This window comes from Neobacillus sp. Fa239 (genome assembly GCF_055395235.1).
Map to the genome: position 1 here is coordinate 4,131,970 of NZ_AP041611.1, position 23,295 is coordinate 4,155,264.

The 23,295-nt window shown below is 38.9% G+C and carries 25 protein-coding genes and 1 other annotated feature (1 of these 26 only partly in view); of the genes, 1 reads left to right on the top strand and 24 read right to left on the bottom strand.

The window, feature by feature from the left end; all coding sequences use genetic code 11:
- Positions 1 to 3 (bottom strand) — a binding site (T-box leader) (it extends 168 nt beyond the left edge of the window).
- Between the two features lie 51 nt (positions 4 to 54).
- The 15 genes from recO to rpsU all read right to left on the bottom strand — a co-directional run bounded on the left by recO (position 55) and on the right by rpsU (position 11,278).
- Entirely contained in the window at positions 55 to 807 is a 753-nt protein-coding gene (recO, locus tag ACZ5XR_RS20440) for a DNA repair protein RecO (RefSeq protein WP_464498266.1), read from the bottom strand.
- Between the two features lie 35 nt (positions 808 to 842).
- Positions 843 to 986 carry a YqzL family protein gene (locus ACZ5XR_RS20445; RefSeq protein WP_307404032.1) on the bottom strand — a complete coding sequence of 48 codons (144 nt, stop codon included), beginning with the start codon at positions 984 to 986 and terminating at the stop codon, positions 843 to 845.
- Between the two features lie 160 nt (positions 987 to 1,146).
- Positions 1,147 to 2,070 (bottom strand): GTPase Era, encoded by a 924-nt coding sequence (gene era, locus ACZ5XR_RS20450; protein WP_464498268.1) that lies wholly within the window; start codon positions 2,068 to 2,070, stop codon positions 1,147 to 1,149.
- Positions 2,060 to 2,461: a cytidine deaminase gene (locus ACZ5XR_RS20455; RefSeq protein ID WP_464498270.1), complete on the bottom strand. Its 402-nt coding sequence runs from the start codon at positions 2,459 to 2,461 to the stop codon at positions 2,060 to 2,062. Before ACZ5XR_RS20455 ends, era begins: the two co-directional genes overlap by 11 nt.
- A 188-nt stretch (positions 2,462 to 2,649) precedes the next feature.
- Positions 2,650 to 3,030 carry a diacylglycerol kinase family protein gene (locus tag ACZ5XR_RS20460; protein WP_464498271.1) on the bottom strand — a complete coding sequence of 127 codons (381 nt, stop codon included), beginning with the start codon at positions 3,028 to 3,030 and terminating at the stop codon, positions 2,650 to 2,652.
- Positions 3,014 to 3,484, bottom strand: coding sequence for an rRNA maturation RNase YbeY (ybeY, locus tag ACZ5XR_RS20465; protein WP_464498272.1), 471 nt, complete (start codon positions 3,482 to 3,484; stop codon positions 3,014 to 3,016). Before ybeY ends, ACZ5XR_RS20460 begins: the two co-directional genes overlap by 17 nt.
- A complete protein-coding gene (locus ACZ5XR_RS20470; RefSeq protein ID WP_464498273.1) occupies positions 3,481 to 5,649 on the bottom strand; it encodes an HD family phosphohydrolase in 2,169 nt (722 codons plus the stop codon). The genes ybeY and ACZ5XR_RS20470 overlap by 4 nt, the downstream gene beginning before the upstream one ends.
- Before the next feature lie 223 nt (positions 5,650 to 5,872).
- Complete coding sequence (locus tag ACZ5XR_RS20475) at positions 5,873 to 6,841, bottom strand: PhoH family protein (protein WP_464498274.1); 969 nt, start codon at positions 6,839 to 6,841, stop codon at positions 5,873 to 5,875.
- Positions 6,838 to 8,031, bottom strand: a complete 1,194-nt coding sequence (gene yqfD / locus ACZ5XR_RS20480) for a sporulation protein YqfD (protein WP_464498275.1) — start codon at positions 8,029 to 8,031, stop codon at positions 6,838 to 6,840. Before yqfD ends, ACZ5XR_RS20475 begins: the two co-directional genes overlap by 4 nt.
- The gene (gene yqfC, locus ACZ5XR_RS20485; protein WP_464498276.1) at positions 8,028 to 8,330 is read right to left on the bottom strand and encodes a sporulation protein YqfC; all 303 of its coding nucleotides are present in this window, start codon (positions 8,328 to 8,330) and stop codon (positions 8,028 to 8,030) included. The genes yqfD and yqfC overlap by 4 nt, the downstream gene beginning before the upstream one ends.
- 84 nt (positions 8,331 to 8,414) lie before the next feature.
- Complete coding sequence (locus tag ACZ5XR_RS20490) at positions 8,415 to 8,831, bottom strand: hypothetical protein (protein WP_464498277.1); 417 nt, start codon at positions 8,829 to 8,831, stop codon at positions 8,415 to 8,417.
- Between the two features lie 30 nt (positions 8,832 to 8,861).
- Complete coding sequence (floA, locus tag ACZ5XR_RS20495; protein WP_464498278.1) at positions 8,862 to 9,851, bottom strand: flotillin-like protein FloA; 990 nt, start codon at positions 9,849 to 9,851, stop codon at positions 8,862 to 8,864.
- A gap of 21 nt (positions 9,852 to 9,872) precedes the next feature.
- Positions 9,873 to 10,511 carry an NfeD family protein gene (locus ACZ5XR_RS20500; RefSeq protein WP_464498280.1) on the bottom strand — a complete coding sequence of 213 codons (639 nt, stop codon included), beginning with the start codon at positions 10,509 to 10,511 and terminating at the stop codon, positions 9,873 to 9,875.
- A gap of 134 nt (positions 10,512 to 10,645) precedes the next feature.
- Positions 10,646 to 11,089 carry a GatB/YqeY domain-containing protein gene (locus tag ACZ5XR_RS20505; protein ID WP_464498281.1) on the bottom strand — a complete coding sequence of 148 codons (444 nt, stop codon included), beginning with the start codon at positions 11,087 to 11,089 and terminating at the stop codon, positions 10,646 to 10,648.
- A gap of 15 nt (positions 11,090 to 11,104) precedes the next feature.
- The gene (rpsU, locus tag ACZ5XR_RS20510; RefSeq protein WP_007087607.1) at positions 11,105 to 11,278 is read right to left on the bottom strand and encodes a 30S ribosomal protein S21; all 174 of its coding nucleotides are present in this window, start codon (positions 11,276 to 11,278) and stop codon (positions 11,105 to 11,107) included.
- 225 nt (positions 11,279 to 11,503) lie between these two features.
- Here rpsU and ACZ5XR_RS20515 point away from each other — a divergent pair, with 225 nt between their 5' ends.
- Positions 11,504 to 12,436, top strand: a complete 933-nt coding sequence (locus ACZ5XR_RS20515; RefSeq protein WP_464498282.1) for a Na/Pi symporter — start codon at positions 11,504 to 11,506, stop codon at positions 12,434 to 12,436.
- Between the two features lie 559 nt (positions 12,437 to 12,995).
- Here the strand turns inward: ACZ5XR_RS20515 and deoC are convergent.
- The 9 genes from deoC to hemW form a co-directional block, all read right to left on the bottom strand.
- Positions 12,996 to 13,664: a deoxyribose-phosphate aldolase gene (gene deoC, locus ACZ5XR_RS20520; protein WP_464502392.1), complete on the bottom strand. Its 669-nt coding sequence runs from the start codon at positions 13,662 to 13,664 to the stop codon at positions 12,996 to 12,998.
- A 104-nt stretch (positions 13,665 to 13,768) separates the two neighbouring features.
- Positions 13,769 to 15,142: a tRNA (N(6)-L-threonylcarbamoyladenosine(37)-C(2))-methylthiotransferase MtaB gene (gene mtaB, locus ACZ5XR_RS20525; protein ID WP_464498284.1), complete on the bottom strand. Its 1,374-nt coding sequence runs from the start codon at positions 15,140 to 15,142 to the stop codon at positions 13,769 to 13,771.
- 5 nt (positions 15,143 to 15,147) lie between these two features.
- Positions 15,148 to 15,897, bottom strand: coding sequence for a 16S rRNA (uracil(1498)-N(3))-methyltransferase (locus ACZ5XR_RS20530; RefSeq protein WP_464498285.1), 750 nt, complete (start codon positions 15,895 to 15,897; stop codon positions 15,148 to 15,150).
- Between the two features lie 103 nt (positions 15,898 to 16,000).
- Positions 16,001 to 16,942: a 50S ribosomal protein L11 methyltransferase gene (gene prmA, locus ACZ5XR_RS20535; protein ID WP_464498287.1), complete on the bottom strand. Its 942-nt coding sequence runs from the start codon at positions 16,940 to 16,942 to the stop codon at positions 16,001 to 16,003.
- 18 nt (positions 16,943 to 16,960) lie between these two features.
- The gene (dnaJ, locus tag ACZ5XR_RS20540) at positions 16,961 to 18,094 is read right to left on the bottom strand and encodes a molecular chaperone DnaJ (RefSeq protein ID WP_464498288.1); all 1,134 of its coding nucleotides are present in this window, start codon (positions 18,092 to 18,094) and stop codon (positions 16,961 to 16,963) included.
- 286 nt (positions 18,095 to 18,380) lie between these two features.
- A complete protein-coding gene (gene dnaK, locus ACZ5XR_RS20545) occupies positions 18,381 to 20,213 on the bottom strand; it encodes a molecular chaperone DnaK (protein WP_464498289.1) in 1,833 nt (610 codons plus the stop codon).
- Between the two features lie 33 nt (positions 20,214 to 20,246).
- Positions 20,247 to 20,843 carry a nucleotide exchange factor GrpE gene (gene grpE, locus ACZ5XR_RS20550; protein ID WP_464498290.1) on the bottom strand — a complete coding sequence of 199 codons (597 nt, stop codon included), beginning with the start codon at positions 20,841 to 20,843 and terminating at the stop codon, positions 20,247 to 20,249.
- A gap of 97 nt (positions 20,844 to 20,940) precedes the next feature.
- Positions 20,941 to 21,972, bottom strand: coding sequence for a heat-inducible transcriptional repressor HrcA (hrcA, locus tag ACZ5XR_RS20555; protein WP_464498291.1), 1,032 nt, complete (start codon positions 21,970 to 21,972; stop codon positions 20,941 to 20,943).
- Positions 21,973 to 22,097: 125 nt separating this feature from the next.
- Positions 22,098 to 23,237, bottom strand: coding sequence for a radical SAM family heme chaperone HemW (hemW, locus tag ACZ5XR_RS20560; protein ID WP_464498292.1), 1,140 nt, complete (start codon positions 23,235 to 23,237; stop codon positions 22,098 to 22,100).
- Between the last annotated feature and the right edge of the window lie 58 nt (positions 23,238 to 23,295).

A 23,295-nucleotide genomic window follows, 5' to 3' on the forward strand; every position in this document is an offset into this window, starting at 1 on the left:
TATTTATTTTAAAGAAAATATTACCTAATTCCTTTAAAATTGTCAACAAAGCAATTATAAAAGATTACGAAATTGATCCATGGAATTTAAAAATTTTTTTGATTTTAAATGAAGGCCGGAATATTCATCATAATAAAGAGAAATCACTTTCTTTAATTCTGCCTTTGTTTCGTCTTTAAGTGATATATTCCCCAGTCGAGACAGATCAAAAAAATAAAATAAACGTAATAATTTCACTGTTGCCGGTGATATTTTGATATTGTATGGGTCGCTTCCCAAACACCGATGACATATAAAGCCGCCTTCTCTAATCGAAAAAGAAAAATTCCCGTCCGTTCTGGCGCAAATGGTGCATTGATTTAAAACGGGATACAGCCCCATAACATTCAACATTTTCATTTCATAGATGTTCATTAAAACATCCGGATCAAATCCTTCATTCATATAATTCAGGGTTTGATACAACAGCTCAAAATGAAAAGGGTTCGGCTTTTTTTCTTCAGTACATTTATCGGTCAATTCAACGATATAACTGGCGTAAGCAGTCAAAAAAATGTCCTCGCCAATCGAACGCAGTGAAGTGATAATTTCACCCTGCTGTAAACTTCCGAGACCTGTTCCTTTTTGAATAAGAAAATAGCCATAAGTAAAAAGCTGGGTAATGGAAGAAAGACGGCTGTTTGGCTTTTTTGCTCCTCTAGCCATGACACCAATCTTTCCCCATTCCCTTGTGTATAAGGTAACTATCTTATTGGTTTCACTATAATCAGTGGTTCTTATAACGATGCCTTCACATTTCTGGAGCAAAATGATCACCATCCAATGTGGGCGAGAAGACTTGCTTATGAAATGGGAAAATCTATTTGTGCTAGCTCTTCATTCAGATTTCCGGGTATTTCTTGGTTTTCCTTCTCAAGTTCCTTAAAGAGAAGATATGTGTCAATATTACCTGTCTGGGTAAATACTTTCCACGTAAAATCCATCATCGAAAACCCCACCTTTCAATTTTTAGACTAGCTAAATTTTTAATCCCCAACCTTACAATTATCATAGCCTGCCGCCGCAAAAATCATAAGACGAAAAAATTGTTAATGTTGTCCATACATATTCTTAAAACTGAACTAATATTTTAGATAGGGTTATTACTCAATATTCATCTTCATTAAAGCCAAAATCGCGAAGCTGGGACATTTTATTTCGCCAATCCTTTTGAACTTTCACCCAAAGCTCTAAAAAAACTTTTGACCCGAGTAAATTTTCAATATCTACTCGAGCTCTTTTTCCAATTTCCTTAAGCATACTGCCTTGTTTGCCGATGATAATACCCTTTTGCGAATCCCTCTCCACAATTACGGTAGCCATTACATGAATGACATCCTTGCCTGCTTGCCGTTCAATTTTATCAAGAACAACAGCTATAGAGTGGGGAATTTCTTCCCTGGTTAAATGCAGCGCTTTCTCCCTGATTAATTCAGTTATTATGAATCTCTCAGGATGATCCGTTACCTGGTCTGCAGGATAATATTGAGGCCCTTCTGGCAAATAAGTTTTAAGCTGCTCCAAAAGACGCTCTACATTATTTCCTTCTAACGCAGAAATCGGGACAATTTCTTTAAATGGATATCTTTCTTTATATGATTCAATAATTGGTAATAGGTCATCAGGGTGGATTTGGTCAATTTTATTTATTACCAGAAAGATTGGTGTCTTGACAGTTTGGAATCTTTCAAGGATGAATTCTTCACCACGTCCAAATCCTTCTTCTGCATTTACCATAAATAAAACTAAATCCACTTCTTTCAGTGTATTTTGGGCTACCTTCATCATAAAGTCGCCTAATCTGTGTTTTGGTTTATGAATACCTGGCGTATCAATAAAAATCATTTGGGTATCAGCTAATGTTAACACCCCTTGAATTTTATTGCGTGTGGTCTGTGGTTTATCGCTCATAATGGCAATCTTTTGCCCGATAACCCGATTTAGAAAGGTTGATTTCCCTACATTTGGCCGACCTATGATCGAAATAAACCCTGATTTAAAGCCGTTTTTTACATTCCCATTATTCAACATTTAGGTCCTCCGGTGTAAAAGCTCCTGGTAACAATTCCTCTACATTTGTCTCTAAAATATCCCCTTTAAGGTTCGTTAGAACTACTTTCATATCCTTTGGGCATAGTTCAGAAATCACTTGGCGGCAAGCACCGCACGGCGAACACGGACGGTCAGTATCGGCCACAACTGCAAGCAGCACGAAATCGCGGTCTCCTTCGGAATAAGCTTTAAACAATGCTGTACGTTCTGCACAATTACACATACTATAGGCAGCGTTTTCAATATTACAGCCGTGATATACTTTGCCATCCTTCGTCAGCAAAGCTGCACCAACGCCAAACTTTGAATAGGGTATATAGGCTTTTTCTCTGGCTGATTTTGCTTCTACAATCAACTGCTCAATGTTCACAAAATTTTCTTCCTTTCAAGCAGGAATCCTGCTCACTCTTATTTTACCTCAAAATCCTTTCAAAAACATTACTTGTAGTGAAAATGTAATAAAAAATTTTAAATTTTCTAAATTGTTAAATTTCTTTTAAAAATGGGGACTGAAAATATTTTATCTAACTTTATTCCCTAATTCAAATGCCCTACAATTTAAAGTAATTTTTGTAAGTAAGGCACAAAAATCAGAATGCCAATTACGACTGAAATGAAAGCAAATATAAATACCGCACTGGCAGCCATATCCTTAGCCTGTTTTGCAAGAGGATGAAATTCCTCAGTGACAAGGTCGACAACTCTCTCTATAGCCGTATTAACCAGCTCTAAAGAAAGCATTCCGCCGATTGCAATGAGAACAATCAACCATTCAGTCTTCGAAATCCCAAAGAATAAACCACTGCCTATAACCAGTACAGAAAAGGTAACATGTATTTTCATGTTTCTTTCTGTTCGAATAGCTGATCGTATTCCATTCATGGCAAATGAAAAAGAACGAAACAAGGAATTGGATTTTCGACTACCGTGTGAGCCCATAATTGTCTAAAATTTCCCTTTGCAATGTGAACATTTCTTTCTCTTCTTCATCTGTCATATGATCATAACCTAAAAGATGTAAGAATCCATGAACGGAAAGGAAACCAAGCTCACGAATAAAAGAATGTCCGTATTCTTCAGCTTGTTCTATCGCTTTTGGGATTGATATAATGATGTCTCCTAAAACGCGGGGTAATTCCGCGCCAATTAACTCCACTTCCCCTTCACCAAGCTCTTCCATTGCAAATGAAATCACATCAGTTGGGGTATCTTTATCACGGTATTCTCGGTTTATTTCTTGAATTCTTGCATTTGAAACAAACGTGACTGAGACTTCACTTTCATCCTCAATTTCAAGTTTATTGGCCGCAAAATTTAGCAGTTGATCAATTTCATGAATTTGATCTTCTGACAATTGACTTGTTTCATCTAAAAAATCAATGATTAACTTCATGCTTGGTTCACCTTCTTAGTCATTTCTGGATATTCAATCCGTGAGTGAAAAATTCCTTTTAATGTTTCACATAGAGTGTGAGCAACCGTATCAAGTTCCTTTAAGGTTAAATCACATTCGTTTAATTGCCCATCCTGTAAGCGGTCTGAGACAATCTTTTTAACAAGGGTCTCAATAAGAACAGGAGTGGGTTGTGATAAAGAGCGAACCGCTGCTTCCACACTATCTGCTATACCGACAACGGCCGATTCCTTCGACTGCGCCTTAGGTCCCGGATAACGAAAAGCATCTTCCTTTATTTCCTCGTCATTTTGAAGAGCCTTATGATAAAAGAATTTTAATAATGATGTACCATGATGCTGTTCAGCAATATCAACAATTTCCTTCGGCATATGATATTTCCTTAAAACATTGGAACCATCCGTGACATGGGCAATAATGATACTGGCACTTTTCTCAGGAGAAAGCCGGTCATGAGGATTCTCAAGATGCATTTGATTTTCAATAAAGAAATTGGGTCTATTTGTTTTGCCAATATCATGATAATAACTGCCAACTCTCGCAAGAAGGCCATTTGCTCCAATAGCCTCACAAGCCGATTCAGCCAAATTGGCAACCATTACGCTATGATGATAGGTTCCAGGTGCTTCCATTAAAATTTTTCTAAGAAGCGGATGATTGGGATTCGAAAGTTCGATCAATCTCATCGTGGACAGGATTCCAAAACTTGCTTCAAAGAACGGTAATAAACCAATGGTCAAAACAGCTGAAGCAATTCCTGACACGAGAGCTGTTAGAAAATAATAACCATATTCCAATCCTGAAAATTGCCCATTCGGAATAAACATCAACGCCCAAATCGTAATAAGATTAACCGCTGCAGAAAAAGAGCCGGCTTGTAATATTTTAGATCGTTGATTATGGCTGCTTAAAAATAAGATCCCGGCAAGTCCGCTGAAAAGGATGTAAATACCTTCTGAGAAATTCATCGTCCCGGTAATCCCTTCGTTGAAGACGATGCTGCCACAAACCGCCAAAATAATGGACATGAAAATAGCCAGTTTTTCATCAATTAAAATTTTAATGAGCATTCCCGCCATTGCGGCAGGAAAGAGATAGCCAATACCCGAATAATTAAGGATCTGCAGAGTACTTATTAATTTCAAAATAAAGATAGACAGGATAAAAATAATACCAAACAATAGCAAATTGGTTTGCCTTTTTTCTGTCTGTACTTTTATTTGATAAAAATAGTAATAGATGGCAGAAAGGATAATGATAATCATGAAACTGAGACCAATGAACGGCTTATATGATTTTTCATTATCTAATAAACCCACAAGCTTCAGCTGTCGATAAATTTCAGGATTAATTAATTCTCCTTCTTCCACAATAATTTGCCCCTGAAGTATTTTTACAGGTTCAATACTTTCTGCAGCTTGCTTTCTTAAATCTTCCGTTGCCACAGGATCATAGAATTCATTTTGGATAATCGCATATCTTCCCAGTTCAATCGTGGCACTTTTCAAGGTGCTATTTAAGGCGGAATATTTTAATTCCTCTTCTACTTTCTTTTTGGCATTTTCCACTTCATCTGTAGATATCCTCTTAGCCATGACCTTATTGATTGCCGTAACCGTCAAGTCTTTTGCAATGGAAAGCTCGTCCTTGCTCGCTTGAACAAGTCCTAAAAAAACGGAATCAGATAAATCCTTCGTGACATTTTCAGTTAACTTTCCTTTTAGCTTGGAGATTTTTTCATCATCAAGTTGCTGCATCTCTTGAGAAGGCTTTACTTCACTGGTGTCCTTATTCTTTAATTCCGTATTCACTTCATCATTAATTTCTGCTGCTGCATCAAAAATAGAAGAGATTAAGTCCACTCGATTTTGTGTATATTCCTTTTTTAAAGTATAGACATCCTGTACTTGATCAATGGCGTCCTGCCGCTTTTTTTCAGTGCTATTTTTATCCTCTACTGTCCCGGGTGAACGGATGGTTTTATCCGCAACAGAAAATAAGCTTAAATTCATTTTTTCAGGCTTCACGTTGCTGTACATTGAAAGAAATAATACTAAACCCAAAACAAGAAAAAATAAAACACGGAAAAAAGTGTAATCAAGCAGGTTTCTGATCTGAACGAAATAGTGCTGCAGCTTATCCATCAAAATCCTCCTAAATCAGACCCCATAATGGTTATTAGTTTTACCATTAAAATCACTTAAGTGCAACATTATGGGTAAGGTGAACAATTCAAAATAAGATTTGCCCGAAGCATTGGATCCCCTTAAAAGTTGGCTTTATGTAAAATGATAACAGTTTTTAAGATAACTTTCACGTCAAAACAGAAAAAGGGAAGACGTACGCCTCCCTTTTTCACGTTTTAGCTTATTTTGAAAGATTTTGCTTTTCATACGCTTCAATTATTTTGCCCACCAGCGGATGACGGACAACGTCACTCTGTTCCAAGAAAACAAATGATATTCCCTTTACGTTGATCAGTAATCTTTCCGCCTCAATTAAACCGGATTTTACACCTTTAGGCAAATCCACCTGCGTTTGGTCGCCAGTAATTACCATTTTTGATCCAAAACCAAGACGGGTTAAAAACATCTTCATTTGCGCATGTGTGGTATTTTGCGCTTCATCTAAAATCACAAATGCATCGTCCAATGTACGGCCTCTCATATAAGCAAGCGGAGCAATCTCAATCGTCCCCCGTTCAATTAACCTTTGGGTGTGCTCCGCTCCAAGAACATCATTGAGGGCATCATAAAGCGGTCTTAAATAGGGATCAACTTTTTCTTTTAGGTCTCCCGGTAAGAAACCAAGACTCTCACCAGCTTCAACGGCCGGCCTTGTTAAGATAATTTTATTAACTTGGCCATTTTTAAGAGCATTTACGGCCATTACCACAGCCAAATAGGTTTTACCCGTTCCTGCCGGCCCTATCCCGAAAACAAGGTCGAATTTTTTGATTGATGTAACGTACTGTCTTTGTCCAAGCGTTTTAATTCGAATCGATTTACCTTTGACGTTTTTGGCCAGTTCTTCCTCATACAAATTCTCAAAATACTCCAGCGTGCCCTTTTCTGCCATTTGGATGGCGTATAAAACATCGCGCCCGCTAATTTTAACTCCCATACGAATAACGCGCATCAATTTATCAAGAATATTCCCGGCAAGCATTACCTTCTCTTCATCACCTGATAAGCTGACTGCCTCGCCACGTGTTACGACCGAAACGTTCAATTCTTGTTCAATAATTTTTAAATTAGCATCTGCATTACCTAGCAGAGCAATTGCCTCTGCAGGATTTTCTAGCTGCACATTTATTGTTTTTAACTTAATTGTCATTCATGTATCTCCTTGGATATCGGTTGTCCGATTGCAATATTTTCGTATATTTTAAAATGGATATCTAGTATAACTTTACCATTCTTAATCGTCCTCTGTAAAATTTTTTCATCTTTAATGATAGCATCGTCATCCAATTGTTTTTTTATTTTATTTTTGGCCAAATCAAGGGCAATTTGTTCTGCCTGCTTCTCAGTATAAGATCTAGTTATATCTTCTCGTTCACGAAGAGTTTTATTTTCAAATGAAATTGGCAGACTCCATTTTAGAAAATGAATTTGGTGCACACTGGTTTCTGTTTCATAAGACTTGAATTTCGGCTGTCCAAAACCCCAAACTGGAATTTCCAGGTTTCCTATTTTTATATAGTGTTTTTTCTCGACATTTCCGTTAAACACCTTAAAGTTTGTGTTTAACGGAAGTTCCACATGCCCTTTATACCATGTTTCCCCCCAAACCTCTCCTTTGGCTGCTACCTGCTGCGTTTTCCCTTCCATTCCGATCGCACCAGATACTAGGAGCTGTCCAGGCTCAACATGGTCATGAATATTTACAACTTGCTGGCCATTTTCTACGAACATTTTTACAATAATGGCCTTCTTTTTGGCAATTAAATTCCTAGGTGATAATATTTCAGGCTTTTTAGGCTCATTTTTTTCCACGACTTGAAATTGATAGGTTGTCCCCTTTAATTCCACACCAACCCATGTAAGAGCGCCAATATTATTCGTTAATTTTCTTTGGATGGCTTCTACATTGTCAACAAAAAATTGCAGCTTGCCAATTTTAACACCCATCTTGTCCAGTTCTTTTCTAATTTGATGCTCTGTTGCCGGTTTTGCTCCTTTTATATCAATTCCCCAGATAACGTTGGATAAAAATAAAATAATCAGAAAAAAGACCACGATTCCTGCAAGAAAACCACTGTTTTTCAGCAATCTTTTAAGCAAAAACGGAACTCCGCTTCGTTGTAAAAAAGCAATCGAACAATTGCTTTTTCTGGCAAATTTTCTAATTCTCAAAGCATCTTTCAATCTCATTTTAAATGTAATTGTTTCAGTCCCATGCCTTCTGACATTCCAAACAAGGAGACCGTTTCGTGTTAAGATATTTAAAAAGCGTTCAATTCCACGACCTGAAACTTTCACTGTGACCCTGCCAAATAGAAATTCTATCCACCCGTTTTTCATTGTGCTCCTCCCGGATTATCATTTATATATACAACCTGATCAATTTTTCCTTCCAGCAAAATTTCCTCAGGTAAAATCGTTTTAATCACAAAAGATTTTCCTTTTATCAGTAATTGCCCCTGCTTTAAAAGTAAGCGGAGTTCTTTATCCGTAAATGTTAATAAGCCTTTATGATTCTCAATGTATATATGAATTTGCCCGATCATCGTAATCCGCGGCAAATCCATCATGACATCTTGAGGAAGATCCATTTTTTTTGACATCCAATTCCGGATTTGCTGGCCCCATTTTTTTGCCATAAAAAAAGAACCCCCTTTCATCTCATATTTATGAAATGCAGGGAGTTTCTAGCACATTTTTATATTGTTTAATTTAAATTCAATCTACCTTCTCCTGGTAAAATGAGACTTTCTTGCTCTTGGTTCTCCGAGAATTTCTGACCAGATGATTCCATTAACGATTTTATTTCTTTCCGATGAAGGTGCAGGCTTTTCAACTGTCACTTTAACAGGATTAACAACTTCCTCAGCCTTTATCACTTCCTCCACCACTACTAGAGGTTGTTCGATATCCCTTTCCTTCTTTTTCCTTTGATATCTTTTCTGGATATTTTCCTGGGTGAATACAGGCGGATATTCTATTGGTTGTTCCCCAGGCTTATTTGTAAAAAGTCCACGCAAATCATCCATATTATTTATCGAATACGGTTTTCTGCGGGTAGTGGGATTATTCGCTCTTACTTTCCCAAAAATGGACGATATAATGCCTAAAATGATGATGAATGTTAGCATCCCCCCCATGAACCCACCTCCTTTATAGATAGCGGAGAACTACTCATTATCTTTTTTATCACCGGTAATTTTTCCGATAGAACCTCTCATTTCTGTATCGGCAGAAATATTTTTGATGTTCATATAGTCCATCACACCTATATTTCCGGATTTTAATGCCTCAGCCATCGCCAAAGGAACCTCTGCTTCTGCCTCGACAACCTTCGCTCTCATTTCCTGAACTTTTGCCTTCATTTCTTGTTCTCGCGCCACAGCCATGGCACGGCGCTCCTCTGCCTTGGCCTGGGCAATTTTTTTATCTGCTTCCGCCTGTTCCATTTGCAGTTCAGCACCGATATTTTTACCGATATCCACATCTGCAATATCGATAGAGAGAATCTCGAATGCGGTACCAGCATCAAGACCTTTTGATAAGACGGTTTGGGAAATGGAGTCCGGGTTTTCAAGTACTTTACTATGGCTTTCTGATGAGCCAATAGTAGAGACAACTCCTTCACCAACACGCGCCACAACGGTGGCTTCTCCGGCACCACCAACGAGACGTTCAATATTTGCCCGAACGGTAATCCTTGCTTTTGCTTTTACTTCAATCCCGTTCATGGCGACACCTGCGATAAATGGGGTTTCAATAACTTTAGGATTTACACTCATTTGCACGGCCTCCAGCACATCGCGACCGGCAAGGTCAATAGCGGCACAGCGTTCAAATGATAATTCAATATTAGCCCGATGTGCAGCAATAAGTGCATTGACAACACGATCAACGTTCCCTCCAGCTAAATAATGACTTTCAAGCTGATTTGTCGTAACATTGAGACCTGCTTTATGCGCCTTAATAAGTGGAATAATAACCCTGCTGGGTGTAACCCTTCTAAGCCTCATTCCAACCAATGTAAAGATGTTTACGTGCACACCGGCTGCTAGTGCAGAGATCCAAAGCGTGACCGGCACAAAGGTTAATAAAATACTTAAGAAAATTAATACTACTACGACTATCGCAATAATAAAGAGTGTTCCACTCGTCACCATCTGGCAACCCCCCAAAAAATTTTATTCTTTCAGCTCTCTGACGACAATGCGGGCTCCTTCCACTTTAATGACCTTAATTTTTGCATTTTGTTCAATAAAGCCACCCTCACTGACAACATCAATTCTTTCATTGTTAAAAATAGCGGTTCCGGCTGGCCGTAAAATCGTTAATGCCACCCCTTCCTTTCCAAGCAAATCGGTTCGGTTTACATTTGAAACATATCCATCCTCTTTTTTGGCTGAATCAAATAGCACCATCCTGTTAAAAAGAACAAGCTTTTTATCAAAAATTTTGATCATCAAAAATAAGACGAGAACAGAAATGAATATAGAAATTAAAATCGAAATGCCCATTTGGACAACATTACCGCCAGCCATAAAAAGGCTTAAAATAATGACAGCTGCACCTAATGTGCCGGCAATGGCCCCTGGCAGGAAGAATTCTAAAAAAATGAGGATGACCCCCGCTGCGAATAAAACAATCGTCCCAACACCGGCAAAGCCTGCTTGAAAATGCCCATAAAAGAAAAAAAGTAAGGCCAATACCCCAATGAATCCCGGCACTCCAAATCTAGGAGAAAAAAGTTCTACAACAATCCCAACACCAGCAATTGTTAATAAAGCGGTTACTACAACCGGATAAGTTAGAAATTCTACCAATTGAATCCCCCCTTCCCACTTACATTACCTGACAATAATATTTACGTTCGTTTTTTAACAAAGTTTCAGCATTTTTAAAATAAAATAAAAACCACAGGCTCATAAACTGGCCTGTGGCTTCAATGTCAGAATACTTATGAAAGGTGTTGTTGTACAAGTTTATTAATAAGTGACCCATCTGCCTTGCCTTTTACTTTAGGCATAATAGCAGCCATCACTTTTCCCATATCTGCTTTTGATTTTGCACCGACATCAGAAATCGTTGTTTTCACAATTTCTGTCAACTCTTCTTCGGAAAGCTGCTTCGGCATGTACAGCTCAACAATTGTTAATTCTGTACGCAATTTATCCACAAGGTCTTCACGACCTGCTTTATCAAATTCATGGAGGGAGTCTTTGCGTTGTTTAAATTCACGAGAAAGGACGGTTAACTCATCCGCTTCGGAAAGCTCATTACCGAGTTTGATCGCTTCATTTTGCAGTGAAGCCTTGATCATCCGAATGACAGAAAGTTTGTCTTTTTCCTTGTTTCTCATCGCTTGTTTCATATCATTATTTAAACGCTCGAGAAGACTCATAAATTACACCCTCTCTTAAAACTTACGTTTTCTTGCTGCTTCAGACTTTTTCTTACGTTTTACACTTGGCTTTTCGTAGAATTCGCGCTTTCTTGCCTCTTGCAAAGTACCAGTTTTTGATACAGTACGTTTGAAGCGACGAAGAGCATCTTCAAGCGATTCGTTTTTACGAACGACGGTTTTAGACATCCTCTTTCCCTCCCTCCGAAACACAACACACTTACATTCAATCCATGTACCTTGCAATTATAATATAACCTTAATACAAGGTCAACATTAATTAATAAGATGAAACATGCTTTTCACTTTTTTATACAATAAATCTTAATTTTTATATTGAACCGATGATTTTTTAAGTAAGGCTAGCATGTCCTAACACCGCTGCCCATATATTGAAATAAGGGGGCAATAGACATGCTATACATACTATTATTTGTTCTTTGTATTTTATTATTTATTTTTGGGATGACCATCATTCGGTTTGGTCTTTTTAATTTGTCAGCGAATAAATTGAAGACCTGGCTCATTAAACTAACGAGGACTCCGTTAAAGGGGATGATAACCGGAACGTTTATTACAGCGCTTTTACAGAGCAGTACTGCTGTTATGGTTATTACCATCGGACTGATTTCTTCAAAGATTATGACCTTTCCACAATCGATTGGCATTATCCTTGGAACCAATATCGGTACTACTTTTAAAACAGAATTAATTACTTTTAATCTGGATGCTATTCTCGTCCCGCTTGCCATCGCTGGAGCGGTTCTAATCTTATTTAAAAATCGCAAAGCGCGCAGTATAGGAATGCTTCTGTTCGGCATTGCAGCTGTGTTTACCGCCATGAAGGGGTTTGAACTTTTGGCACACCCTATTACGGCCTTACCGTTTATCAGAAGATTTATTCTGTCCATTAATGATAATATTTTCTTTAGCCTGATTACTGGTGCGGGAATTACGGCCATTATCCAATCCAGTACGGCTATGACAGGTATTGCGATGGGATTTTTAACGGCTGGTCTACTGCAGATGGATGCAGGGATTGCCATCATGCTTGGAGCCAATATAGGGACTTGTATTACAGCCATTATTGCCTCCATTGGGGGTGGTAAGGAATCAAGATTAGCTGCCTATGCCCATGTGTGGCTGAATGTATTTGGTGTCTTGTTGTTTATCCCCTTGATTCCATTCCTTTCTGAACATGCTAATATATTAGCAGATCATAAGGACATTCAATTAGCACATATTAGTGTTATTTTTAATGTGGCAACATCCATTGTCGTTTTACCGTTTGCAACGAGATTTGGGGAAATGATTATGTATCTTCATGGAAAGAAAACTAAGCAGTAAAAAAAGACGGCACAAACTCTAACGGGTTCTGGAGGTACAATAGCTGTTGTACCCCCACAATTTCACCCTCAATTTGATAGTCAATTTATCTTACAAAAAACATAAGTAGTCTTATCCTTTATTGAGTAACCAGTGATATTTAAAATAAGCGGAGTTTTTTCGGTTATTTGCAAAATGGAGCTCGTTTCGTGGTAAATAAGGGGAGGATTTCCGGTTATGCAAAGGAAAATCCCCCATTTTCATGTTTTTCAAGTCAATAGGCGGAATCTCTCCGTCTATTTTCGTTATTTTTCCGTGCTATTTCCAAATTAAGAGAAATTTTTCCGTTTATTTATCAAACCAGGTGCTTAACTTGCCCCCCATCCGATAAGAGCGGACCCTCACGGACCCAGATGAGGGAATCAGCATCTTTTTATCGAGTAACATTCAGGTACCGGATATTAAAAATGGCTCAGTTTAATGGACTGAGCCATTGGCAGTACAAATTAGGTTACATTTTCAATTGTATTTTCTGGTTTTGCGACAGGAAACGGAACCCGTTACACAAACGCCGTCTTTTTTAATATGTGGATGTTACCGTTAATCCTTTTAGAATGGCAATACTCGAGCTTGCGCCAATTCTAGTTGCGCCCGCTTTTATCATGTTCTCGGCATCCTCTGTATTGCGCACACCACCAGATGCCTTTACCCCTATATCAGGTCCTACCGTTTGCCTCATTAATGCAATATCTTCAACGGTGGCTCCCCCTGTAGAAAAGCCAGTAGAAGTTTTTACATAATCTGCTCCTGCTTGAACCGACAGCTTACAAGCGCGGATTTTCTCTTCTCTTGTTAAAAGACTGGTTTCAATAATTACCTTCGATAATACTTTGCCCTTTGCAGCATCCACGACAGCACGTATATCTCTTAAAACCAACTCATCATCATGATCCTTCAAGGCACCAATATTGATCACCATGTCCACTTCATCGGCACCATTATCAATCGCATTTTTTGTTTCAAATGCCTTTGTCTCTGGAGTTGCAGCACCCAATGGAAACCCTATGACAGTGCAAACCTTGACACCGCTGCCGGATAATAAATCTCGACATGTACTTACCCATGCCGGGTTTACACAAACCGAAAAAAATTTATATTCTTTTGCCTCTTGGCATAGCGTTTCAATTTGTTGTTTCGTCGCATCTGCTTTTAATAATGTGTGGTCAATCATTGCAGCAATATTTGCCATAGTCATTCACCATGCTCCTTCCAAATTTCATTGAATTAGAAAGTTACTTGCTGCTGACCTTAGCATGCCCAAAAAAACAAAAAGGACCCGATATAGGTCCTTCCTTACATAGCAGCTTCTTCATTTATTGCAAATACTTCTTCTTTGTTAAAATCATCCTCGACAACCCGAACAAATTGACCTTCATTATATGGGTAACCTGCTTTAGTTATTTTAACCTTAACAATTTTCCCAATCATCTCTTCAGTTGCCTGGAAAACAACTTTTAAGTAATTATCTGTATAACCAACAAATAAACCTGAATTAGCTTCTTCTTTGTATTCTTCTTCCGGTATAACTTCCAATACATCGTTTTCAAACATGGAAGCATATTCTTTCGCTAGTTGATCTGAGAGTGAAATCAGTCGGTGGACCCGCTCGTTTTTCACCTCTTCATCAATTTGGTCCTCCATACGGGCTGCAGGTGTACCGGTGCGTTTTGAATATGGGAAAACATGCAGTTCAGAGAATTTATGCTCCTGAATAAAATTATAGGTTTCCAAAAATTCTTCTTCAGTTTCCCCAGGGAATCCAACGATAACATCAGATGTAACGGCAAGTCCTGGAAGAACTTCCTTCAGTCTCTCTAATCTTTCACCAAAAAACTCCATTGTATATTTTCGGCGCATGCGCTTTAACACGGAATTTGATCCGGATTGGAGAGGAATATGCAAGTGGCGGACGATAATATTGGAATGTTTAATGACCTCAATGACCTCATCGGTAATTTGGCTCGCTTCAATAGAAGATATACGGAGCCGTTTTAATCCCTTGACCTGTGCTTCCAAATCACTGAGAAGCATGGCAAGGTTATAATCCTTCATGTCCTCTCCGTATCCGCCGGTATGAATACCCGTTAAAACAATTTCTTTATAACCGGCATCAACCAGTTGCTGTGCTTGGCGGATAACCTCTTTCGGATCGCGAGACCTCATTAATCCACGAGCCCAAGGTATGATACAGAAGGTGCAGAAATTGTTGCAGCCCTCCTGAATTTTTAATGAGGCACGGGTTCTATCGGTAAATGAAGGAACATCCAATTCTTCATAAACGCGATTTTTCATAATATTTCTTACGCCATTAATCGGCTGACGTTCATTTTTATATTGTTCAATGTAATCCAGCATTTTTATACGATCTTGTGTACCGACTACAATATCGACACCAGGTATCGCCATAATTTCAGCAGGTGACGTTTGTGCATAACACCCTGTTACACAGATAACCGCATCAGGGTTTTTTCTTACCGCTCTTCTAATCACTTGGCGGCTCTTTTTATCACCCGTATTGGTAACAGTACATGTATTGATAATATATACATCCGAAATAGCTTCAAAATCTACCCGTTCGTAGCCTTCTTGTTTAAATAACTGCCAAATGGCTTCAGTTTCATAATGGTTAACCTTGCATCCAAGGGTATGAAACGCGACTGTTGCCATTGTTCTCACCTCAATAATTCAAAATGGTAGGAAATCGCCGCAAGTGAATATAATGGCGCCGTTTCCGTTCGTAAAATACGCGGACCTAGCCCGCACAGATCAAAATCATTTTCCCTTAAAAGCCGTACCTCTTCTTCTGTTAATCCCCCTTCAGGGCCAAAAACCAATAGAAGAGTTTCCCCTTTTTGCATTTTTTGAAGTGTAGCAGCAAAGGTTGATGTTTCCCCGCTCCTGCTCTCCTCTTCATATGCAACTAATTTATAATGAAAATCCTTGCATTTATCCAGTAATTGTTTAAAACTGAGCGTAGTTGACACTTTAGGCAAATACGCTCGATGGGATTGTTCTGCAGCTTCTTTAGCAATTTTTTGCCATCTCTCTATTTTCTTCACTGCTTTTTTTTCATCCCATTTGACCACAGAACGAGCTGCCGAATAGGGAATAAATTCATGAGCTCCCAGTTCTGTGCCCTTTTGAATAATCCATTCCAGTTTATCTCCCTTTGGCAGGCCACTGGCGATGGTGATCATTACCGGAAGTTCTGATGTCTCATTTAACCATTTTACAACGTCAGCAACGACTTGTTCAGCGGTAATTTCTGCAATCTCACAAACCGCAGCGTTCCCTTCCGGGTCAACACAAATAATTTGCTCACCGATTTGCATCCTCATAACCTTGACGATGTGATGGAAGTCGTCTTCATCTATATGAAATTGATGATCAATTGCTCGTTGTTTAACAAAGTAGCGCTGCACAAAATGCACCCTCTTTAAAACATTTTACTCTTTATTTTACTAAAACAACATCAAGATTAAAAGACCAAAATAAAAAGGGGTTGTTTCCCCCTTTATGGCACCATTATAACCGTTTAGCAATAATTGCAACCCAGTCTTCCATTAATATCGTTTCAGCAATTTCAAAGCCAGCTTCAATCAAGGCATCTTTAACCAAATCTTTTTTTTGTTGAATAATACCTGATGCAATAAATGACCCTCCTGGTTTAACTACACGGGCAACATCATCAGTAAATCTTAAAATCACTTCTGCTAATATATTGGCCACTATCACATCTGCGGAATGTTCTTCAACTCCGTCAAGCAGGTTATTTTGCGAAATATTGACATGCTGGCTCACTTTATTTAGCTTAATATTGAGTTTAGCTGTCGTTACGGCTACTTCATCAAGATCATAGGCCCTAACATCTTCAGCTCCAAGCATGGCTGCAGCTATCGATAAAACCCCTGAACCTGTTCCGACATCAATTACTCGATCACCAGGCCGAACCGTTCTTTCGAGTGCCTGGATACACATAACGGTAGTCGGATGTGTTCCTGTTCCAAATGCCATTCCTGGATCTAATTCTATAATTAATTCATCACTACTGACAGGTTCATATATTTCCCATGTTGGGACGATAGTGAATTTCTCAGAAATTTTGACTGGATTATAATATTTTTTCCATGCTGTAGCCCATTCTTCTTCATTCACTTCGCTGATTGTTACTTTGTTTATTCCGATATCGATATTATAAATAATTAAATTATTGATTGATTCTTTAATCGCATCGACGGTTTCACCCAAAAAGCTGTTAACTGGTAAATATGCTTTAACAATGACTCCTTCATCAGGATAATCATCTGGATTGAGTTGGTAGATTTCTCCGAATTGATCTTCTCTTTCTTTCGTGAGATCAAATGGATCTTCAATGACTACACCGCTCGCCCCGGCTTCATGTAATATATGTGAAATAGGTTCGATCGCTTCATTTGTTGTGTGGATACTAATTTCTGACCACTTCATATCTACCAACTCCAATCCTTACTCGCCTTTAAAGGCCCGTTTTACTTTTGAGAAAAAGCTTTCTTCATGGTCACCAAGCGGTGAAGAACCGCTTATGTCCCCAAACTCGCGAAGGATCTGCTTCTGCTTATCCGTTAACTTCGTTGGGGTAATAATTTTCACAAGTATATGTTGATCTCCAACTCCATACCCGCGGACATTTGGCACGCCTTTACCCTTCAAACGGAATTTAGTCCCTGTTTGGGTTCCCGCAGGGACTTTCAGCTTCACTTTCCCGTGCAATGTAGGAACTTCAATTTCATCCCCGAGCGTTGCTTGAACAAAAGTAATTGGCATTTCACAATAAATATCGTCGCCATCTCTTTCAAAAAATTCATGTGCCCTCACATGGAATACCACATAAAGATCTCCGGCCGGTCCGCCATTAATACCTGCCTCACCTTGTCCAGCCATCCTTAATTGTTGACCATCATCAATACCAGCAGGAATTTTGACATGAATCTTCTTGCGTTTTTTTACTTTTCCCGTGCCGCCGCAGGTTGAGCATTTATGTTTAATTTCTTTTCCGGTTCCATGACAGTGATGACAAGTACGGCGGTTGACAATTCTGCCGAACGGAGTATTTTGTTCAACGTTTAATTGTCCCGTTCCAGAACAATGATGACAAGTCTCTGGATTGGTTCCCGGCTTTGCCCCGGAGCCATTGCAGGTCCCACAGGTTTCCTCACGTGGAATTTCGATATCTGTTTCTTTCCCAAACGCTGCTTCTTCAAACGAAACAGTCATCGTATACTGTAAATCTGCACCTTGTCTCGGTGCGTTCGGATCGCGTCGTCTAGAGCCGCCCCCGCCAAAAAATGTATTAAAAATATCTTCAAAACCGCCAAAACCGCCGCCAAAATCACTGCCGTTAAAACCGCCGAAGCCTTGGTTTGGATCGGTATGACCAAATTGATCATAATGCGCCTTTTTTTGATCATCGCTTAAAACCTCATAAGCTTCAGCGATTTCCTTAAATTTATCTGCCGCATCCGGCTCTTTATTAATATCTGGATGATATTGTTTAGAGAGCTTACGGTAGGCTTTTTTGATTTCATCCTTAGAAGCGCTTTTACTTACCCCCAGCACCTCATAGTAATCCCGTTTACTCATGATTACCACTCCCGAATCATTCACATAAAGATTATTTTAACATCTGGAAGAACCAGAATGCAATAAAAAACAGTTTTGATACTAACATAGAAAAAGTCAAAGCCTTCTGACTTTGACTTTTTCGCTAACATACCAAGAAAATACTTTGAAGATGGATAACTGTCTAGCTTCAGCGCCTAGGGGCTCGATGGTCTACAGCCAATCCGTCAAGAAGGTAAAAGGCAACCTTCTCGCCGGCTCGTCTTATGCTTGTCGCCCCTGATCAAGGCGCTTCCGCTTTTCTGTTTTACTTATCGTCCTTTACTTCTTCAAATTCGGCATCAACAACATTGTCATGATTTCCTGCTGTTGAACCGCCTTCAGGACCTTGACCCGCTTGTGCTTGTTTTGCAGCTTCTTCATAAAGCTTAACCGTTAGGGCCTGAACGATTTCTTGTAAGGAATCCTTTTTCGCACGGATTTCGTCTAAATCGTTTTTCTCGATCGCTGCTTTTAAAGCGTCTTTTGCTTCTGTTGCTTTTGCGACTTCGGCAGCATCCACTTTTCCTTCAAGATCCTTTAATGTTTTTTCTGTCGTGAAGACTAATTGATCTGCTTCATTACGAAGCTCGACTTCTTCCTTACGCTGTTTATCAGCTTCAGCATTTTCTTCCGCTTCTCTTACCATTTTTTGAATTTCCTCATCAGAAAGTCCCGTTGATGATTTAATGGTAATTTGCTGTTCTTTATTTGTACCAAGATCTTTCGCACGTACATTCACAATTCCGTTTTTATCAATGTCAAAGTTTACTTCGATTTGCGGAATTCCACGTGGTGCCGGCGGAATATCAGATAACTGGAAACGTCCTAATGTTTTGTTATTAGCAGCCATTGGGCGTTCACCTTGAAGAACATGGATGTCTACAGCTGTTTGATTGTCAGCAGCAGTAGAGAACACCTGTGATTTTGATGTTGGGATTGTTGTATTACGGTCGATTAATTTTGTAAATACTCCGCCCATCGTTTCAATACCAAGTGAAAGTGGAGTAACGTCCAATAATACTACATCTTTTACATCTCCAGTGATAACTCCACCTTGAATCGCTGCACCCATTGCAACGACTTCATCCGGATTTACACCGCGGTGTGGTTCTTTTCCAGTGGCTTTTTTAATCGCTTCTTGAACAGCAGGAATACGAGTAGAACCACCAACAAGGATTACCTTATCAATTTGGGCTGGCGATAAACCGGCATCAGATAATGCTTGACGTGTAGGTCCCATTGTCCGTTCTACAAGGTGTGCGGATATCTCATCAAATTTCGCACGAGTCATGTTTACTTCTAAATGAAGTGGTCCTGCTGCACCTGCGGTAATAAATGGAAGGGAAATTTGCGTTGAAGCAACACCCGATAAATCTTTTTTCGCTTTTTCAGCTGCATCCTTTAAACGCTGTAAAGCCATTTTATCTTTTGAAAGATCAATGCCGTTTTCTTTTTTAAATTGGTCTACAAGATAATCAATAATCACTTGGTCAAAGTCATCCCCACCAAGACGATTATCCCCGGCCGTTGCTTTTACTTCAAATACGCCGTCACCAAGTTCAAGGATGGAAACGTCGAACGTACCACCGCCCAAGTCATAAACAAGGATGGTTTGATCTTGTTCTGTTTTATCCAATCCATAAGCCAGCGCAGCAGCAGTCGGCTCATTAATAATACGTTCCACTTCAAGACCGGCAATTTTACCTGCATCCTTTGTCGCCTGGCGCTCTGCATCATTAAAATAAGCAGGAACAGTAACAACTGCTTTTGTTACAGGTTCACCAAGATAATCTTCTGCATAAGATTTTAAATATTGAAGAATGATAGCAGAGATTTCTTGTGGAGTGTAATTTTTTCCTTCAATTTCAACCTTATGACTTGTACCCATATGGCGTTTAATCGACATGATTGTATTTGGATTCGTAATAGCTTGGCGCTTTGCTACCTCTCCGACTTGACGTTCGCCATTTTTGAAGGATACAACAGATGGAGTTGTACGGTTTCCTTCTGGATTTGGAATTACTTTTGGTTCTCCGCCTTCAAGAACAGCTACACATGAATTAGTTGTTCCAAGGTCAATACCAATGATTTTACTCATTACCTTTTCCTCCTCATAAATAATATGTAATCATTATTGATTCACTTTTACCATAGATGGTCTGATAACTCGGTCCTTCAATAAATAACCTTTTTGAAATTCCTCTAAGACAATATTCGAACCATAATTTTCATCATGATCTTGCATCACAGCTTGATGTAAATGCGGGTCAAATTCTTTTTCGACGGCATCAATTGGTTCCACGCCTTCTTTTTTCAGGGCTTCTACCATGCTGCGGTAAACCATTTCCATGCCTTGAAGCAAGGATTTGGTTTGTTCATTATCGGCTTCCATATTTAATGCTCTTTCGAAGTTATCTAAAGCAGGTAATAAATCAGAAATCAATTTTTGAGCTCTATATTTTTCGCTCGCCTCAACTTCTAATCTCGACCGGCGGCGGAAATTATCAAAATCAGCTTGAAGGCGCAAATAACGATTATCAGCTTCCTCCAGCTTATTTTTTAGCATGTCAATTTCCTGAGCTTGGGAATCGGTTGGATTGATGTCATTTTGAACATCCGGCTGCTCATCAAATACAGCTTCAACAGATTCTTCCTCGGTAAGTTCTACCGTTTCATTTGCCTGTGCATTCACTTCTTCATTAATGGTGTTATTTTTTTCATTTGGCAACTTACTCACCTCCCTCAAAGGCTGCTCAATATATAGGCATTTTTCTATTCGCAGAATTCGGTGTATATTGTACCCACCTTAAACAATATTTCCTCTGTTATTTATTTTGATACAGCTTGGAAAGGACTTCAGTTAAATCCCGGCTGAATAATTGAAGCAGGCTTATTACCCGAGAATATTCCATTCTGGTTGGACCAAGTATGGCTATCGTGCCGTATTTTTCCGCTCCAACTGCATAAGTAGCCGTGATTAAACTGCAATTTTCCATGGCACTATTATTATTTTCCCTGCCAATTTTGACATTGAGACCTGCTGAGTTTTTTCGAATAAAATTGTAAATCCACTCTTCCTGGTCAATCATCGTTAACAGGCTTTTTATTTTTGAAATGTCGTGAAACTCCGGCTGACTTAACATGTTTGTTTTACCGCCAAAGAAAAGTTTATCATTCACCGGCATTTTCAATGATTCCGTGATTGTTTGCATCATAAAATCATAGTTATGAATATGCTGCCTAAGCAGTAAGGCTACTTCCTTATAAATTTTACCGTTCAATTCCTCTAAGGGAACCCCGGCTAAACGTTCATTTAGAATATTAACTGCTTTCTCCAAATCACTTGCATCCACAGTAGGCGGCAAATAAAATGTCCGGTTTTCTACATGACCTGTATCAGTCACAAAGATTGCCACTGCCGTTTCCTTGTTTAAAGGGATTATTTGAATTTTTTTTAATTTATTTATGCTGACAGCCGGGCCAAGGACAATCGAAGTGTAATTTGTTAATTCAGATAATATTTTTGCGGATTTTTGAATAATTTTTTCAAACTCAAAAATCCTTTCAGCAAAAATCGATTGGACGATCGAAATATCCTTCGCATTCAAATCTTGAGGCGAGAGTAAATGATCGACATAATACCGATACCCTTTTTCTGATGGAACCCTCCCTGAGGACGTATGGGTCTTCTCAATAAACCCTAACTCTTCCAAGTCAGCCATTTCATTGCGAATTGTTGCAGAACTGAATGGTATTTCCACTTTTTTTGACAAACTTCTGGAGCCGACAGGTTGTGCAGATCGAATAAAGTCATCAACAATAACCTGAAGAATTAATAATTGACGATCTGTTAACACAAGCATCACCTCTGTTAGCACTCATTACAGCTGAGTGCTAATTCTATTAATAAATTATCAAAAAGGGTAGATGGTGTCAATCATTTGAATCAGAAAAGCGGAGGCGCCTTGGTCAGGGGCTGTAGCTAGACAACGCCCAAAAAGGATTGAAATACTTCATTACCCAACAAGCGTCCTCTTTTTGTTAAATAAATTTTTTCCTTATCCACTTCTAACCATTGTTTATTAACTAATTCCTTTATTTCATTATTAAATAGATCCAAAGGATTTTTTCCAAATTTATTTTCAAAATTGGCAACAGATACGCCATCGGTTTTTCGTAAACCTAAAAACATTTCTTCTTCCATTTGTTCTGCTTTCGTAACCTGATGTTCTTCTAAAGTAGGAAGGACACCTTGAGCAATCTTTTCCATGTATTTTTTCAAAGGACCGATATTAGACCTTCTTCGCCCATTTAGATAACTATGCGCTCCAGCCCCAAATCCATAATAATAATCATTATTCCAATAGGTCAGATTATGCCTGCTTTCAAAGCCGGGTTTGGCAAAATTGCTGATCTCATATTGCCTAAAGCCGTTAAGGGTCATTTCCTCCATCAGAAGTTCATACATCGCGGCTTCAATATCTTCACCCGGTGTTAGAAGCTTTCCTTTCCTCAGCAGATTATAAAATACCGTCTTTGGCTCAATAATCAAGGAATAGGCAGAATAATGCTGAATATCTAACGAAAAGGCATGTGTTAAAGATTCTTTAAAATCGGAAATCGTCTGGGTCGGCAAGCTAAAAATTAAGTCAATACTAATATTCGCAAAGCCTACCGCTTTTAAATTTTCAACTGTTAAAAATACATCTTTTGCCCGGTGCACTCGTCCAATTTTTTTTAATAAGTCATCATTAAAGGTCTGTACACCCAGGCTGATACGATTGACACCCGCATCTTTTAATATTTGTAATTTTCCCTTTGATAAATCTCCGGGATTTGCTTCAAACGTGAATTCAAGATTCTTCCCCTTTGGCAGGTTCCGATTGATGCTTTCGCAAAAGCTGTATAGCTGCTGTTCATTTAGAGATGTAGGCGTTCCGCCACCTACAAAAATGGTTTCCAGTCCGTCCGTGGGAAACTCTTTCAGCGTACAAATCATTTCTTGTTCCAACGCCTTTAAATATTCATCCACAGGCTGCCCTTGTAAATACACTTTATTAAAGTCGCAGTAATGACAAATATGTTCACAAAAGGGAATATGGAGATAGGCCGCTTTAATCATTAAATCACCTTCATTATTCGTAACAAAAAGAGGCTGGACTTTGTCCTAACCCCTTCTA